The organism is Paraburkholderia sp. J63 (genome assembly GCF_905220245.1).
Lineage (GTDB): Bacteria > Pseudomonadota > Gammaproteobacteria > Burkholderiales > Burkholderiaceae > Paraburkholderia.
The window spans coordinates 173,257-187,584 of sequence record NZ_CAJMZF010000010.1 but is presented as its reverse complement, the minus strand read 5'-3'; the positions used below and the strand labels follow the sequence as shown (position 1 = coordinate 187,584).

At 66.6% G+C, this 14,328-nt stretch carries 11 protein-coding genes and 1 pseudogene; 7 read left to right on the top strand and 5 right to left on the bottom strand.

The genetic code is table 11. From position 1 onward, the window contains the following. Positions 1-453: 453 nt before the first annotated feature. Positions 454-1,515, top strand: coding sequence for a LysR family transcriptional regulator (locus U5775_RS13845; protein WP_322058691.1), 1,062 nt, complete (start codon positions 454-456; stop codon positions 1,513-1,515). Positions 1,516-1,683: 168 nt separating this feature from the next. Here the strand turns inward: U5775_RS13845 and U5775_RS13840 are convergent, their stop codons facing one another. Then, the gene (locus U5775_RS13840; protein WP_322058690.1) at positions 1,684-2,205 is read right to left on the bottom strand and encodes a plasmid fertility inhibition factor family protein; all 522 of its coding nucleotides are present in this window, start codon (positions 2,203-2,205) and stop codon (positions 1,684-1,686) included. 151 nt (positions 2,206-2,356) lie between these two features. Here U5775_RS13840 and U5775_RS13835 point away from each other — a divergent pair, with 151 nt between their 5' ends. Both U5775_RS13835 and U5775_RS13830 read left to right on the top strand, forming a co-directional pair. Further along, positions 2,357-3,184, top strand: coding sequence for a crotonase/enoyl-CoA hydratase family protein (locus tag U5775_RS13835; protein ID WP_322058689.1), 828 nt, complete (start codon positions 2,357-2,359; stop codon positions 3,182-3,184). Between the two features lie 208 nt (positions 3,185-3,392). Beyond that, on the top strand, positions 3,393-5,189 hold the full coding sequence (locus U5775_RS13830; protein ID WP_322058688.1) for a winged helix-turn-helix domain-containing protein: 1,797 nt from the start codon (positions 3,393-3,395) through the stop codon (positions 5,187-5,189). A 203-nt stretch (positions 5,190-5,392) separates the two neighbouring features. On the opposite strand, the gene U5775_RS13825 is transcribed toward U5775_RS13830, so the two are convergent. Next, the gene (locus U5775_RS13825; protein WP_322058687.1) at positions 5,393-5,653 is read right to left on the bottom strand and encodes a hypothetical protein; all 261 of its coding nucleotides are present in this window, start codon (positions 5,651-5,653) and stop codon (positions 5,393-5,395) included. 233 nt (positions 5,654-5,886) lie between these two features. On the opposite strand from U5775_RS13825, the gene U5775_RS13820 reads away from it, so the two are divergent. Continuing rightward, positions 5,887-6,921, top strand: a complete 1,035-nt coding sequence (locus U5775_RS13820; protein WP_322058686.1) for an MFS transporter — start codon at positions 5,887-5,889, stop codon at positions 6,919-6,921. A 128-nt stretch (positions 6,922-7,049) separates the two neighbouring features. Further along, positions 7,050-8,249 (top strand): annotated as a pseudogene (locus tag U5775_RS13815) (MFS transporter); the annotation flags it as partial. A gap of 124 nt (positions 8,250-8,373) precedes the next feature. Here the strand turns inward: U5775_RS13815 and fahA are convergent. Next, a complete protein-coding gene (gene fahA / locus U5775_RS13810) occupies positions 8,374-9,693 on the bottom strand; it encodes a fumarylacetoacetase (RefSeq protein ID WP_322058684.1) in 1,320 nt (439 codons plus the stop codon). Continuing rightward, positions 9,690-11,069 (bottom strand): homogentisate 1,2-dioxygenase, encoded by a 1,380-nt coding sequence (gene hmgA / locus U5775_RS13805; protein ID WP_415913566.1) that lies wholly within the window; start codon positions 11,067-11,069, stop codon positions 9,690-9,692. Before hmgA ends, fahA begins: the two co-directional genes overlap by 4 nt. A 360-nt stretch (positions 11,070-11,429) precedes the next feature. On the opposite strand from hmgA, the gene U5775_RS13800 reads away from it, so the two are divergent. Further along, positions 11,430-12,266, top strand: coding sequence for an EAL domain-containing protein (locus U5775_RS13800; protein WP_322058683.1), 837 nt, complete (start codon positions 11,430-11,432; stop codon positions 12,264-12,266). 104 nt (positions 12,267-12,370) lie between these two features. Here the strand turns inward: U5775_RS13800 and murB are convergent, their stop codons facing one another. Further along, complete coding sequence (gene murB, locus U5775_RS13795) at positions 12,371-13,426, bottom strand: UDP-N-acetylmuramate dehydrogenase (RefSeq protein ID WP_322058729.1); 1,056 nt, start codon at positions 13,424-13,426, stop codon at positions 12,371-12,373. Between the two features lie 220 nt (positions 13,427-13,646). Here murB and U5775_RS13790 point away from each other — a divergent pair, with 220 nt between their 5' ends. Next, the gene (locus tag U5775_RS13790) at positions 13,647-14,132 is read left to right on the top strand and encodes a YajQ family cyclic di-GMP-binding protein (RefSeq protein WP_028209548.1); all 486 of its coding nucleotides are present in this window, start codon (positions 13,647-13,649) and stop codon (positions 14,130-14,132) included. Positions 14,133-14,328: the final 196 nt, after the last annotated feature.

Here is a 14,328-nt window from a genome sequence, read left to right as displayed (position 1 = left end):
ATCCAGCCACTCTTCATTAAGTTTATGCGGAAAATGCTAAACAAAGCCGCAACAAAGCCGTCCATACATTGGAAACAAACGTTTATAAACAATAAAGCCAAAAAATGACCAGACCTGGCTTCATCGCTGGGCGGAACAAACCAGAGAAGCCGCCCTATGCTACATGCGTCCGATAAATCGTGCGTTTGAACCCGGTAGTGCGCTGCATGCAATGCCGCACTGCCCCGCCCGGAAATCAAATCCTTTACAAGAGTGAAACACCGGCGCCGTTTGAGATAGATATTGCAATTCCAGGAGACTGTCAATATTATTTTCATACTAAATACGGCGACCACAAGACCGCCGCCAGCATGCCCCATCGTCAAACCATACAGGCGCAATACAGCCGCAATGTCGAAAAGAACGCCCCTTACTTAACCCGGTAAATGCAAACAGCATACAAGGCGAAATTCGATGAATCAAATACATGCCATGCGCGTCTTCGTCATGATTGCGGAATCGCAAAGCTTTCGCCGGGCGGCGCAGCAACTCAATGTCTCTAGCGCACTGGTCACGCGCTCGGTTGCCATGCTCGAGGCGCATCTGCATACCCGGCTCATCAACCGCACCACGCGTAATCTTTCGCTTACCGAAGCAGGTCAACGCTATCTCGAGGGTTGCCGCAGCGTGCTCGAGGAGCTCGACCATCTCGAAAATGCGCTCGCGCACACCGAGCGCGAGCCGGGCGGCACGCTGCGCGTGGTGGCGGCCAGCACGCTGTCGCTCGTCACGCTCACGCCGCTCGTCGATGGCTACCGGCGGCGCTATCCAGGCGTGAACGTGCATCTCACGCTAGCCGAGCGGCAGATCGATCTGGTCGAGGAAGGGTTCGACGTGGGCATCGTCGCGGCCGCGCCCGCGCGCAACGGCCGTAGTAACCACAGCAGCGACAACGCGGAGGTCATCGAGCGGGCGCTCGGCGTGGCAACGTTCGTGCCATGCGCATCGCCCGCGTGGATTGCGGAGCACGGCGAGCCGGCCACGCCCGCGCAGCTCGCGCGCCATGCGGCGCTGACGCTGCCCCCCGAGGAGCGCAGCGTCAACTGGCAGTTCGCGAAACCCGGCGAGCGCGCGCAGCAGGTCACGCTACGCCCCGCCTATACGGTGAACAACATGCTGATGGTGCGGCACGCCGCGCTCGCGGGCATGGGCGTGGCGGTCGTCCCGGCGTCGCTCGTCGCCGACGACTTCGCTGCCGGCACGCTCGTCCGCCTGTTGCCCGACTACGAGATCGACGACCCCGAAGCCCATATGTCGATCGTCTATCCGAACCGCCAGTATCTGCCCGCCAAAACGCTGCGCTTCGTCGATTACGCCGTCGAGCACTTTCAGCATGCTTGCGACGACGGTGCCGGCAAAACGACAGCTGCACCTGCCGCGGCCCTCGCGGCCAGTGCAGCCAGTGCGGGGGCGCTGCGGCCGATGAATGGCACGCTCGCGGGCAGTCCGGCGCTACAGGTGATGAGCGGCACTTGAAGACCGGCAAAGCACAAGCCGGCCACAGGCCGCGCGTTCAAGGCAGGTACAGGCGAGGTGCAAGCCACGTGCAAGCGAGGCACAAGCCGCCCTCAACCCAGCCTCAAACAGTCACCACCAGGCAGTCACCACGCGCACAGTAGCTAACCCATCACCTGAGCGCCGCCGCTATTGCGGCCCTTGCGCCTCGCCGTGCCCGTCCCCGTCCATCCCCACGGCGCCGCACAGCTCGCGCAGCAGCGGCGCTTCGCGCTCGTGCACTTCCACAGGCAGCCATATCGCGCCGGCCCACGCGAGATAGCGCGCGCGATGCTGGCCGTTGCGAAAGGCCACCACGCCCTCGTGCGCGAGGCCGAGCCACCCCGCGAGCCCGGCCACGCGCCGCTTCGCGATCGTCACATAGGGCATTTGCGGCACCCGCTCGTTCTGCGGGTCGAGAAACTCGCAGATGCCGCGCACCTTGCCCGAATGCCAGTCATCGACGGGCTTGAGCACGTAGTCGGTATCGTCGCGGTCCGCGCAGACCAGCAGCTTGGACAAGTCGACGATCACCACCTCGTGACGCGTGCCGTCGGTCGCGAAGACGCGCCTGAAGCGCACGTGGTCGTAAGGATGATGGGCCGGCACCGGCACGACCCAGAAAGGTTCGGACGCGGGCGGCAGCACTGACGGTGACGGAGTCGAAGACATTTCGGCGGGTGTGGACAAGGACGTTTGCGGCATGCGAAGGGCGTGTCTCTCGTAGGGGTGAAAAGCGGCCTAAGCTACGAGGGATTCGTGAATTTTTTGTGACCTATGCACCGTGAATGCACAGGCTGTCTGTGCGCCAGGAGACAGACTGATGGACAACACGAACCTCACCCAAGCCACGAGCACCGAGACCTTTGGAAACCACGTGCGCATCGAAGCGCGCAACCAGATCGCGACCATCGTGCTCGATCGGCCCGAGCGCCGCAACGCCATTGACCGAACGGTGGCCGAGGCGCTGGCCGCCGCCTTCGCGCGCTTCGAAGCGAACCCGCAATGGCGAGTGGCGGTGCTGTTCGGCGCGGGCGGCACATTTTGCGCGGGCGCCGACCTCGGCGCGCTCAACGACGACGCCCGGCGCAACGTCGTCCATGCCGACGGCAGCGGCCCGGGCCCGCTCGGACCCACGCGCATGATGCTCGCGAAGCCCGCCATCGCCGCCATCGCGGGCTACGCGGTCGCGGGCGGCCTCGAACTCGCGCTCTTTTGCGATCTGCGCATCGTGGAAGAAGACGCCGTCCTCGGTGTGTTCTGCCGGCGCGTGGGGGTGCCGCTGATCGACGGCGGCACCGTGCGCCTGCCACGCCTGATCGGCCTGTCGCGCGCGCTCGATCTGATCCTCACCGGGCGCGCCGTGCATGCGCAGGAAGCGCTCGCCTTCGGCCTCGCGAACCGCGTCGTCAAGCCGGGCACGGCACGCGAGCAAGCCGAGTCGCTCGCGGCGCAGCTAGCGGCCTTGCCGCAGGCGGCCTTGCTCGCGGACCGCCGCTCGGCCTTCGAAAACAGCACGCTGGACGATCTCGCCGAGGCGTTGCGCCGCGAAGGCGCGGGCGGCTATCGCGCGGTCGTGGACGAAGGGCTCGCGCTCGCCGCACGCTTCGCCGCGGGCGCGGGGCGTCACGGCGATCCGCTCGATGGCTGAGTCTTGAAGTCTCTGCGCGAGCCGCTAAATTTAAGTCTGACAGTCGATCGTTGAGCCAGCGCGACCGACTGCCTGCACTGCCTGTACCGCCTGCATTGCCCGCACCGCACGCCGCCAGCGTCGTCCACGCCATCCGCTGCACGATGGGCCATTCCCTGGACGAGACGTCGCCGCGCACGGCCCATGATGCCGCATCAGGGGATCCTCCATGCCGACGGACCGAATCATCCGGTTTGCGGACTTCGAACTCGACGTCGAGCGCTACCAGCTACGGCGCGCGGGCGAAGCGGTGCGGCTGGAGCGGCTGCCGATGGATCTGCTGATCCTGCTCGCGTCCCGTCATGGCGAGCTGATCTCGCGCGCGGACATCGTCGAGCGGCTGTGGCGCGGCAATCCGTATCGCGACACCGAGAACGGCATCAACACCGCGATCCGCAAGATCCGCATCGCGCTCGCCGACGACCCGGCGCAGCCGCGCCATCTCGTCACCGTGAAGGGCAAGGGCTACCGGCTCGATGGCGCGAGTTTCGCAAGCCCTGCCGACACCCCGGCCGACGCAGGCGCGGAGCCCACCGGCGCGCACAGCGCCGTGCGCGTGCTGGTGCTGCCGTTTGCAAACCTCACCGGCGACGGCAAGGAGGACTATCTCTGCAGCGCGCTCGCCGACGAAATCTCGGCGACGCTCGGCGCACTCGGCGCGGACCGTCTGCGCATGATCGCGCGCACCACGGCCGCGCGCTATCGCGACACGGCCAAGAGCATCGGCGAGATCGCGCGCGAGCTCAAGCTCGATTACGTGCTCGAAGGCTCGTTCTCGCGTGAAGCGCAGCAGGTGCGCATCCTCACGCGCCTGATTCGCTGCGCCGACGAAGTGCAGATCTGGAGCCACGCCCACGAACCGGTTGCGCAGGGCACGCTCGAGATCCTCAAGGAAGCCGCCACCGCCCTCGCGCAAGAACTCGCCTCCACGCTCTCCGAGCAACAGCGCTCCTTGCTCGCGCGGCGGCTGCCCGTGGATCCGGCCGCGCACGACGCCTATGTGCGCGGGCGCTACTTCTGGTATCGGCGCGTCCATTTCGATGCATCGTTCTGCGCCCATCACGGCATCGACGGCGAAGATTTCGCGCGTAGCCGCGCCTACTTCGAAGCGGCGCTGGAGCATGACCCGAACTACGCGCTCGGTTATGCCGGGCTCTCGAACTACTACGGCGCCTCGGTCGTACATGGCCTGTTCGCGCCCGATGACGGCTGGCCCATCGCACGCGCGCTCGCGCAAAGCGCACTGGAGCTCGACCCGGAGCTGCCCGAAGCGCATCACGCGCTCGCCGCCGTGCGCTACTTCTTCGACTGGGACTGGCCGCGCGCCGAGATGGGCTTCAAGGAGGCGCTGCGTCACAATCCGAGCTATCCGGAGGCGCACCGGCTCTATGCGCGACTGCTGCTCTCGGCGGGCCGCCATGCCGAAGGCCAGATCGAGATGGCGCGCGCCGAGAAAATCGACCCGCTCGCGTTCCAGGGCTCGCGCGCGTTCGGCATGATCCTCGCGGGGCAGCATGCGCAAGTCGTGAGCGAATATCTCGCGCCGGGTCACATGGAGCATTCGCCGCTCGTCTACCAGGTGCTGGCGACTGCGTTCGAAGTGAAGAAGCTCTTTGCGCAGGCCGTGGACGCCACCGTGGAAGCGCTCGAGCGCTGCAATCTTCCGATACGCTCGACGGCCGTTCGCGCGCATTGGAAAGCCGGCGGCTACGACGCGGTGCTGCACTGGTATCTGGACGACCTGCTCGCGCGCCGGCGCAGGCAGTACACGTCGCCCTTGCTGATCGCCGAAGCCTATGCGCGGCTCGCCCAGCCCAACGAGATGTTCCAGTGGCTCGATGCCGCGCTAGCCGAACGCAGTTCGCGCCTGTGCGAACTGCGCATGAATCCGTGGTTCCGGCCATATCGCGCGAGCGGACGCATGCGACGCATCGAACAGCACATCAGCGGGGCCCAGACGCATTGAAATACGCATCGGCGCTTGGGTTTCACGCGCTCTTTTTGAGGGCATCTCGGGGAACGCTCAAGGGCAGCTTCCCGGAAACGCCAAGGGCGCCTCATGAGCGCCCCTGGTGTGTCAGCAGGTCAATCCCCGGATGCCGGCCGGGCTACGTTGCCGGCCATGGCGGCCGGCCCGGTCGGGTGTCGTCCGGGGTCTCCGTGTCGGCCTCATTGGCCGTGGTAAAGCTCTTTATTCAGGCGATCGTGCTCACCCGACTGCATGGAGTGCACGAGATCCTGATACACCTGTGCATGCGTCACCGATTGCGGCGCCCCCACCGCGCTATTGGTCATGGGCGTGCCGCCCACGTCCTGCGAAGCCGAAGGCGCGCTCTGCGACGGATCGGACGACGTATCGGCAAACGTCAGTCCCGAGAAAAAGGCAGCCGAGCAGGCCACCGCGATGCGTACTGCGTTCAAGGTATTCATGTCATCGCTCCGAAGGGAAAGCGCATGCACCCCACCCGCCATGCGCGGCGCGGACGAAGCCAGCTCTCGCCCACCAGCTGAAGAACGGGCGCCGCGCCGGGATGCGCACTGGATCGTGAACAAATGGTGCGGCGCGCCTGCGAGGCGCACCATGGACGCACCCTGAAGAAATCGTCAAGCACACCGGCTGCTGGGCCGTGTTGCGCAAGAAGAACGCAAGAAAAGCGTGCCGCATGCGGCGCGGCGCATTTCAGTACAATCCCGGCTTGATGAACGTGCCGCGCAAGGCGGCGCTCATGCGGCTGATCGGCATCTTCATCGTCGGCAACCTGCTGTGCGCGCTCGCGCCCAACTACGCGATCCTGATGGCCGCGCGCATCGTCACCGCGTTCTGCCATGGCGCGTTCTTCGGCATCGGCCCGGTGGTCGCCGCGGGGCTCGTGGCGCCCAACCGCCGCGCCCAGGCCATCGCGCTCATGTTCACGGGCCTCACGCTTGCCAACGTGCTGGGCGTGCCGCTGGGCACCGCGCTCGGCCAGCTCGCGGGCTGGCGCGCGACCTTCTGGGCCGTGACCGGCATCGGCGTGCTCGCGGCGGCGGCGCTGCAGGTCTGCCTGCCGAAGCATATCGAGATGCACAAGGCCAGCCTCGTACACGAATTCAGCGTGCTCAGGAACCCGCAGGTGCTGATGGTGCTCGGCATGAGCGTGCTCGCCTCGGCGAGCCTCTTCACGGTGTTCACCTACATCACGCCGATCCTCGAAGACGTGACGGGCTTCTCGCCCCATGACGTCACCTTCGTGCTGCTCGTGTTCGGCCTCGGCCTCACGGTGGGCAGCACGCTCGGCGGCAAGCTCGCCGACTGGAAGCTCATGCGCTCGCTGCTTTCGTTGATCGCCGCGATCGGCGTGGTGCTCGCCGTGTTCGCGTTCACCATGCACGACCCGTTCGCCGCGGTCGCGACCGTCTTCGTCTGGGGCGTGCTCGCCTTCGCGATCGTGCCGCCGCTGCAGATGCTGATCGTGAATCGCGCGAGCGATGCGCCGAACCTCGCCTCCACGCTCAACCAGGGCGCCTTCAATCTCGGCAACGCGAGCGGCGCCTGGCTCGGCGGCGCGGCGATCAGCACGGGCGCGCCGCTCACCGCGCTGCCCTGGGTGGGCATCCTCATGGCGTTCGCGGCGCTCGGGCTCACGTTCGTTTCGGCACAGCTCGACCGGCGCGCGCGCCGACGCACGGCGGTGGCGGGGCCGACGTCCTGCGTCTGACTGGCTGAGCCGGCTCGCGCTTCTGCGCTGGCTTCGTCACCTACCTCGCTGAACACCGCTCAGCCTCACCACGCGCGCGAGCATCGAACCGGCGGCGACGCACTGCACATGCTCACACGCCGGCCAGCGCGCCGACGCGCATCGCCGCGCCCGTAGTAGCATCCCGTCCGATGAAAACCGTCCTCACCCGCGATTTCCTCGCGCTGATCCTGAGCGTGGCCGTGGTCGGCCTCGGCTCAGGCGCGACCCTGCCGCTCACCGCCCTCGCCCTCACCGACGCCGGCTACGGCACCGCCATCGTCGGCCTGCTTACGGCCGCGCAAGCGTTCGGCGGGCTCCTCGTCGTGCCGGCCACCGCGTGGATCACAACGCGCTTCGGCTCGCGCCAGGTGATCGTGGGCGCGGTGCTCGCCGTCGCCATCGCCACCGCGCTCATGCAGTTCTGCGCGAACCTGTGGCTCTGGGCGCTCCTGCGCATGGTCTGTGGCGCGGCGCTGATGCTGCTCTTCACCATCGGCGAGGCGTGGGTCAACGAGCTCGCCGACGACACCAACCGCGGCCGCGTGGTCGCCATCTACGCGACCACCTTCACGCTGTTCCAGATGTCGGGCCCGGTGCTCGTGAGCCAGATCGCGGGCATCACGGCGTGGCGCTTCGCGATCTGCGGCGCGATCTTCCTCGTCGCGCTGCCGATGCTCGCGGCGATCCGCACGAACGCCCAGGCCGCCGATCTGCACGAGCCGCACGGCGGCTGGCGCAACGTGCTGCCGAAGATGCCGGCGCTGATCGTCGCCACGGGGTTCTTCGCGCTGTTCGACACGCTCGCGCTCTCGCTCCTGCCGCTCTTCGCGATGGGCCACGGCATCGACAGCGAAACGGCCGTGCTGTTCGCGTCGGTCATTCTGCTCGGCGACACCACCATGCAGATCCCCGTCGGCTGGCTCGCCGACCGGCTCGGCCGCGAGCGCGTGCACGCGCTCATGGGCGTGGTCGTGGCGGCGCTCTTGCCGCTGCTGCCGCTGGCCATCGCGACGCCGTGGCTGCGCTGGCCGCTGCTCTTCGTGCTGGGCGCGGCGGCGGGCTCGATCTACACGCTAGCCATCGTCGCGTGCGGCGAGCGTTTCGAGGGCGTGGCGCTCGTTTCGGCAAGCGCGCTCATGAGCGCCGCGTGGAGCGCCGCGAGCTTCGGCGGCCCGATCGTCACCGGCGCGCTGATGGAGCGCGCGGGCCGCGACACCATGCTCTGGGTGCTGTTCGCGTGCGCGCTGGTGTTTCTGGCGACGCTACGCTGGGAACGCGCGCGGGGAATTGCGCGCGTGCGGGCCTGAAGCCGTATCGGGTCGATGGCGCTTCCGAACACCGACCAAAAATCGCCCAAAAACGGCAACGGCCGATGCGCCTTTCGAGCGCATCGGCCGTTTCTCCATCGACGTCAATGCGACGCCGACTTCCTTACTTCAACGCAGGCGATATCTTGCCGACGCACGTGCCGAAGCCCACGCGATAGCCGTCGCCCTGGCACCAGCCCGCGAGCGTGAGCTCATCGCCGTCAACGATGAAGCCGCGCGTGCCGCCGCTCTTCAATTCGAGCGGATTCTTCCCGTTCCACGTGAGTTCGAGCAGGCTGCCGAACGAATCGGGCGTCGGGCCCGAGATCGTGCCCGAGCCCATCAGATCGCCCACGCGCGTATTGCAGCCGGCCACCGTGTGATGCGCGAGCTGCTGCGCCATCGACCAGTACATGTGACGGAAATTCGTGCGCGCGATCGTGGTGGCCTCGCTCGCGCCTTCGGGGCGCAGCAGCACTTCGAGCGCGATGTCGAACGCATGATTGCCCGCATGGCGCAGATACTCGAGCGGCTGCGGCTCCTGCGCCGGCTGCGCGACGCGGAACGGCTCCAGCGCGTCGAGCGTCACGATCCACGGCGAGATCGTGGTGGCGAAGGTCTTCGCGTTGAACGGCCCGAGCGGCACGTATTCCCATTGCTGGATATCGCGCGCGCTCCAGTCGTTGAGCAGCACCATGCCGAAGATATGGTCCTCGGCGTTCTCGCACGCAATGGGCTCGCCGAGCGCATTGCCGCGCCCGATGACGAAGCCCGTCTCCAGCTCGATGTCGAGCTTGCGGCACGCGCCGAAGGTGGGGCGCTCCTGATCGGGCAGCTTGAGCTGACCATTGGGGCGGCGCACCGGCGTGCCGCTCACCACCACCGACGAAGCGCGCCCGTTATAGCCGATCGGCATTTCGGACCAGTTCGGCAGCAGCGCATTCTTCGGATCACGAAACATCGAGCCCACGTTCGTCGCGTGCTCTTTCGACGAATAGAAGTCCGTATAGCCCGGAATCTCCACGGGCAGATGCAGCTTCGCATCGGCGAGCTTGACGAACGCACGCTGGCGCAGCGCGGCGTCGTCGCGCAACGTGGTCGTTTCGCGGGCAAGCAGCGACGAAAGCTGCACGCGCACACTGCGCCACGCATCGCGGCCGAGCGCGATGAAATCGTTCAGCGCGGGCTGCGCGAAGACATTCTGCGTGCTGGCCGATTGAGCGGGCAGACGCAGCAGCCCGGCCTCATGCAGCACCGCCAGATCGACGACCGAGTCGCCGATCGCCACGCCCACGCGCGCGTTCGCGTGGCTTGCCGTGCTGAACACGCCGAACGGCAGGTTCTGGATCGGGAAATCGCAGGCTACGTCGTTGGCGCTTTCGATCCAGCTCTTGCGCTGCGGATCGAGCGTTGCCTGCAGATCGGCGGGAATGGGCTTGCTCATTGTTGCTCCGGATTGAAGTGTTTCTTGAGGCCTTGCCAGCACTCGTAGTAATGCGCCTGCAGTTGCGCCGTTTCGAGCGCGAAGCGCGTCGGACGGATCAGCGTGCGGGTCTCGAACATGAACGCCATCGTGTCGCCCACCTTGTGGGGCTTCGACGTATCGGCGCTCGACGCCTTCTCGAAGGTCTCGGCATCGGGGCCATGGCCCGACATGCAGTTGTGCAGGCTCGCGCCGCCCGGCACGAAGCCTTCGGCCTTCGCATCGTACACGCCGTGCACGAGGCCCATGAACTCGCTCGCCACGTTGCGGTGGTACCAGGGCGGACGGAAGGTGTTCTCGGCCGCGAGCCAGCGCGGCGGGAAGATCACGAAGTCGATCGAGTCGACGCCCGGGGTGTCGGTCGGCGCGTGCAGCACGAGGAAGATCGACGGGTCCGGATGGTCGAAGCTGATCGATCCGATCGTGTTGTAGCGGCGCAGGTCGTACTTGTACGGCGCGTAGTTGCCGTGCCATGCGACCACGTCGAGCGGCGAATGGCCGATGTCGGCGCGCCAGAGTTCGCCGTTGAGCTTGGCGACGAGCTCGAACTGCCCTTCGCGGTCCTCCCAGGCCGCGCACGGCGTGAGGAAGTCGCGCGGATTCGCGAGCCCGTTCGAGCCGATCACACCGAGGTCGGGCAGACGCAGCAGCGCACCGAAGTTCTCGCAGATATAGCCGCGCGCCTCGCCGTCGGGCAGCTCGACGGCAAAGCGCACGCCGCGCGGGATCACGGCGATCTCGAAGGGCTCGACTTCGAGCTTGCCCATCTCGGTCGCGATCGCGAGGCGCCCTTGCTGCGGAACGATCAGCAGCTCGCCGTCGGTGTTGTAGAAGAAGCGGTCGACCATCGGGCGGTTCGCCGCATAGAGATGAATCGCGCAGCCGCTCATCGAGGCCGCCGAGCCGTTGCCCGCCATCGTGACCCAGCCGTCGACGAAATCGGTCGGCTCCGTGGGCATCGGCAGCGGGTCCCAGCGCAGCTGGTTGGGCGGCGTGGGCGGCACGTCGCCGAAGTCGGCGACGAGGCGCGGCGCGCGGGTCTTGCCGGCCTCGCCGCTCGCGCGCGCTGTGAGCGGCGTGAACGGCTGATGCACCGCGCCCGGGCGGATGCGATAGAGCCACGTGCGGCGATTGTGCGAGCGCGGCGCGGTGAAGGCCGTGCCCGAAAGCTGCTCGGCATAGAGGCCGTAGGCGCAGCGCTGCGGCGAATTCTGGCCTTCGGGCAAGGCGCCGGGCAAAGCCTCGGTGGCGAATTCGTTGCCGAAGCCGCTCATGTAGCGATCGGCGGCCGCGCTGCTTTGTCCGGCCCCGGTTAGGTCCCGCAAGGGTGCGTTCATGACTGTCTCTCCACGTTCTACCGCGCCGCGAGCGCCGGAAGGGCGCCGTCGGGCCGGCTCGAATGATCCGGTTCTGCGGCCAACACACATCGGATTCCTCCGACAGGCTCGCCGTTCAATTTACGAATAGTAAAACGGATTATGAATAGTGAAATTCCACGTAAACCCTAAGCCGCTCCTGGGCCGGGCCAGAAATCTGCTTCCACAGGGATATGGTTATCACCAATCGGTGCATGCCGGAGCGCTGGGGGCTGCTACCATCAAGTCATGCGGCCCCACAGCCGCCACCACGAACCGGCGCGGGCCGCGGGCCCGCGCATTCTTCATCTCATTAAGCTCGTCGCCACCTCACTTCGCGTCATGATCGCTCCGACCATTCCCGAGCTCGTCGCCCGCTCCGCCGATCACCCGTTTCTCGGCGAGCATCTGACGTTGGGCACCGGCCCGCATCGCGCCGAAGCCGTCGCGCGCCGTAACGGCGTGGAGCTCCTGAGCGCCTACGAGCCGATTTACGACATCAGCGTGCACGGCGGCGCGCAGTCGCTCACGGCCGATCTCACGCTGGCCTCGCGCTTCGGCGACGAACTCGGCTTTCAGGCGGTGACGCTGCGCGAGCAGAACGGCAAGCCCGAACCCTTCGACCCGTTCGACTCATTCGACGACGAGCTCGACGATCCCGAGCTCGTCGCGCTCGACCGCTGCGTGCGCGCGCTGCACACGATCAACTTTCTCGGCTCGCAGCAGCATGGGCTGCTGTTTCTGCGCGTGCACGAGCGGCTGCTCAAGAGCGTGAGATACGACCATGGGCGGCACTTCTCGAACGTGCTGGTCTCGTTCGGGCTGAACCCGGGGCGCGTGGTGATCGAATTGCCGGCGGCGGCGGTCGCGCACCGGACTTTCGTCGGCTATCTGACGAAGAGTTATCAGCGCTATGGATTCAAGGTGGCGGGCAATCTGCCCAATGCCGGGCAGATCCTTTCGGTGTCCGACATGGCGCGGCTCGACTTCGTGAAGATGGATGCGAGCGCGGCCCTGCGCGATTCGATGGTGAAGCCGCTCGTGAGCTACGCGGCGCGGCTGCGCATGCCGCTGATCTTCAACCGCGTGGTGGATGCCGCGCAGTTCGAGCAGTTGCAGCAGTACGACGTGCGCTTCGTGCAAGGCCCCGTGTTCGCGACGCAGGGTAGCGCGGCATAACGTGATCTTGCGGGGGGCCAGCAAGGCGCCCGCCCAGATGTGCAAAAGCCGCGCGTGCGCCAGGATCGGCGACTCGCGCGGCTGCAGTACTGGAAGCGGGGGGATTACAGGCTGACGGGTTCCTGCTCCAGCTCCACGCCGAAACGCGCGAGCACGTCGCGGCGGATCGCCTGGGCCAGTTCGAGGATGTCGTTGCCGGTCGCGCCTCCGCGGTTCACGAGCACGAGCGCCTGGCGCTCGTGCACGGCCGCCGCGCGCAGCGCGCGTCCTTTCCAGCCGCACTGATCGATCAGCCAGCCCGCTGCGAGCTTCACGCGGCCGTCGGCCTGCGGATACGAGATGATGCGCGGCTCGCGCACGACGAGCGCGTCGAACTGCGGCGCCTCGATCACCGGATTCTTGAAGAAGCTGCCCGCGTTGCCGAGCACGAGCGGATCGGGCAGCTTCGCGCGACGCACCGCGACCACGGCGTCGAACACGTCGCGTGCGCATTGCGCCTCGGGCAGCCCGCGCTGCGCGAGCTCGCGCGCGAGGTCGGCATAGCCGGCGTTGGGCCGCCACGTCTTCGGCAGCCGGAAGGTCACCGAGGTAATCACGAAATGGTCGCGCCCTTCACGCTTGAAGAAGCTGTCGCGATAGCCAAAGCCGCAATCGGCGGCATCGAACTCGTACGGCGTACCGGACTCGAGCTCGATCGCGCGCACGCTCGCGCAGCGCTCGGCCATTTCCAGCCCGTAAGCGCCGATGTTCTGGATGGGCGCCGCGCCCACGGTGCCCGGGATCAGCGCGAGGTTTTCGAGGCCCGGCATGCCCGCTTCGAGCGTCCACGCCACGAAGTCGTGCCAGTTCTCGCCGGCGCCGGCTTCGACGTACCAGGCGTCGTCGTCCTCGCGCGTCACGCGCTTGCCCGCCAGCGCGACGAGCAGCACGAGACCGTCGAAGTCGCGCGTGAGCACGATGTTGCTGCCGCCGCCCAGCACGAGCGTGCGCAGGCCCTGCGCGCGCGGATCGCGCAAGGCGGCAACGAGATCCGCCTCTTTTTCGATTCGGCAGGCGAGGCGCGCATGCACGTCGAAGCCGAACGTGTTGTGCGCGCGCAGCGGATAGCCGGGGGCGAACCACACCGGGGACGGATCGGCAGACGCGGCGGAAACGGGCATCGAGGACGGATGTGACACGAAAAAGCTGAAAACGGAAAAACGGGCGCGGAAGACGCGGGCACGCAGCGCCGCGCAGCCTTGGGCAAACACGACGGCGCCGGTAAAATGACGTCGGTCCGTGATTATAGCGAGTACAAGGCACCGCACCGGAAAACACGGTCGCGGCCTGCGGGCGCACGATTCGTGCGGCTCGCGCCACTCGCACTTTTGGGAGAAAGCAATGCCATCGTTTGACGTCGTCAGCGAAGCCAACATGATCGAAGTGAAGAACGCCGTCGAGCAATCCAACAAGGAGATCTCCACGCGCTTCGACTTCAAGGGCTCGGATTCGCGCGTCGAGCAAAAAGAACGCGAGCTGACCGCGTTCGCCGATGACGATTTCAAGCTCGGCCAGGTCAAGGACGTGCTGGTCTCGAAAATGGCCAAGCGCAATGTGGACGTGCGTTTCCTCGACTACGGCAAGATCGAGAAAATCGGCGGCGACAAGGTCAAGCAGGTCATCACGGTGAAGAAGGGCGTCTCGGGCGACCTCGCCAAGAAGATCGTCAGGCTCGTGAAGGACAGCAAGATCAAGGTTCAGGCGAGCATCCAGGGCGATGCCGTGCGCGTCACGGGCGCCAAGCGCGACGATCTGCAAAGCGTGATCGCCATGCTGCGCAAGGACGTGACCGATACCCCGCTCGACTTCAACAACTTCCGCGACTGATCCGCGCCGGTCTTTCGCACGCATACGGGCGACGCGCGAGCTGCGCGCCGCCCGCTCTTCCCCTGCCCCGTCTTCATTAGTCGCCCGTCACGACGCGCGGCATCAGCACCTCGCCGGTCTCCAGCAGCACCCGTCGGGCCGGCCGACGCAGCCAAGCCCCCGTCAATTCAGACAATGGTTCGTTGATCGCAGACAT

What these genes read in the sequence shown, in the direction of transcription:
- U5775_RS13835 (WP_322058689.1), top strand. Translation starts at nt 2,357, where the DNA reads ATGGACAACACGAACCTCACCCAAGCCACGAGCACCGAGACCTTTGGA.
- U5775_RS13845 (WP_322058691.1), top strand. Translation starts at nt 454, where the DNA reads ATGAATCAAATACATGCCATGCGCGTCTTCGTCATGATTGCGGAATCG.
- U5775_RS13830 (WP_322058688.1), top strand. Translation starts at nt 3,393, where the DNA reads ATGCCGACGGACCGAATCATCCGGTTTGCGGACTTCGAACTCGACGTC.
- hmgA (WP_415913566.1), bottom strand. Translation starts at nt 11,069, where the DNA reads ATGAACGCACCCTTGCGGGACCTAACCGGGGCCGGACAAAGCAGCGCG.
- U5775_RS13800 (WP_322058683.1), top strand. Translation starts at nt 11,430, where the DNA reads ATGATCGCTCCGACCATTCCCGAGCTCGTCGCCCGCTCCGCCGATCAC.
- U5775_RS13790 (WP_028209548.1), top strand. Translation starts at nt 13,647, where the DNA reads ATGCCATCGTTTGACGTCGTCAGCGAAGCCAACATGATCGAAGTGAAG.
- U5775_RS13825 (WP_322058687.1), bottom strand. Translation starts at nt 5,653, where the DNA reads ATGAATACCTTGAACGCAGTACGCATCGCGGTGGCCTGCTCGGCTGCC.
- fahA (WP_322058684.1), bottom strand. Translation starts at nt 9,693, where the DNA reads ATGAGCAAGCCCATTCCCGCCGATCTGCAGGCAACGCTCGATCCGCAG.
- murB (WP_322058729.1), bottom strand. Translation starts at nt 13,426, where the DNA reads ATGCCCGTTTCCGCCGCGTCTGCCGATCCGTCCCCGGTGTGGTTCGCC.
- U5775_RS13820 (WP_322058686.1), top strand. Translation starts at nt 5,887, where the DNA reads ATGCGGCGCGGCGCATTTCAGTACAATCCCGGCTTGATGAACGTGCCG.
- U5775_RS13840 (WP_322058690.1), bottom strand. Translation starts at nt 2,205, where the DNA reads ATGTCTTCGACTCCGTCACCGTCAGTGCTGCCGCCCGCGTCCGAACCT.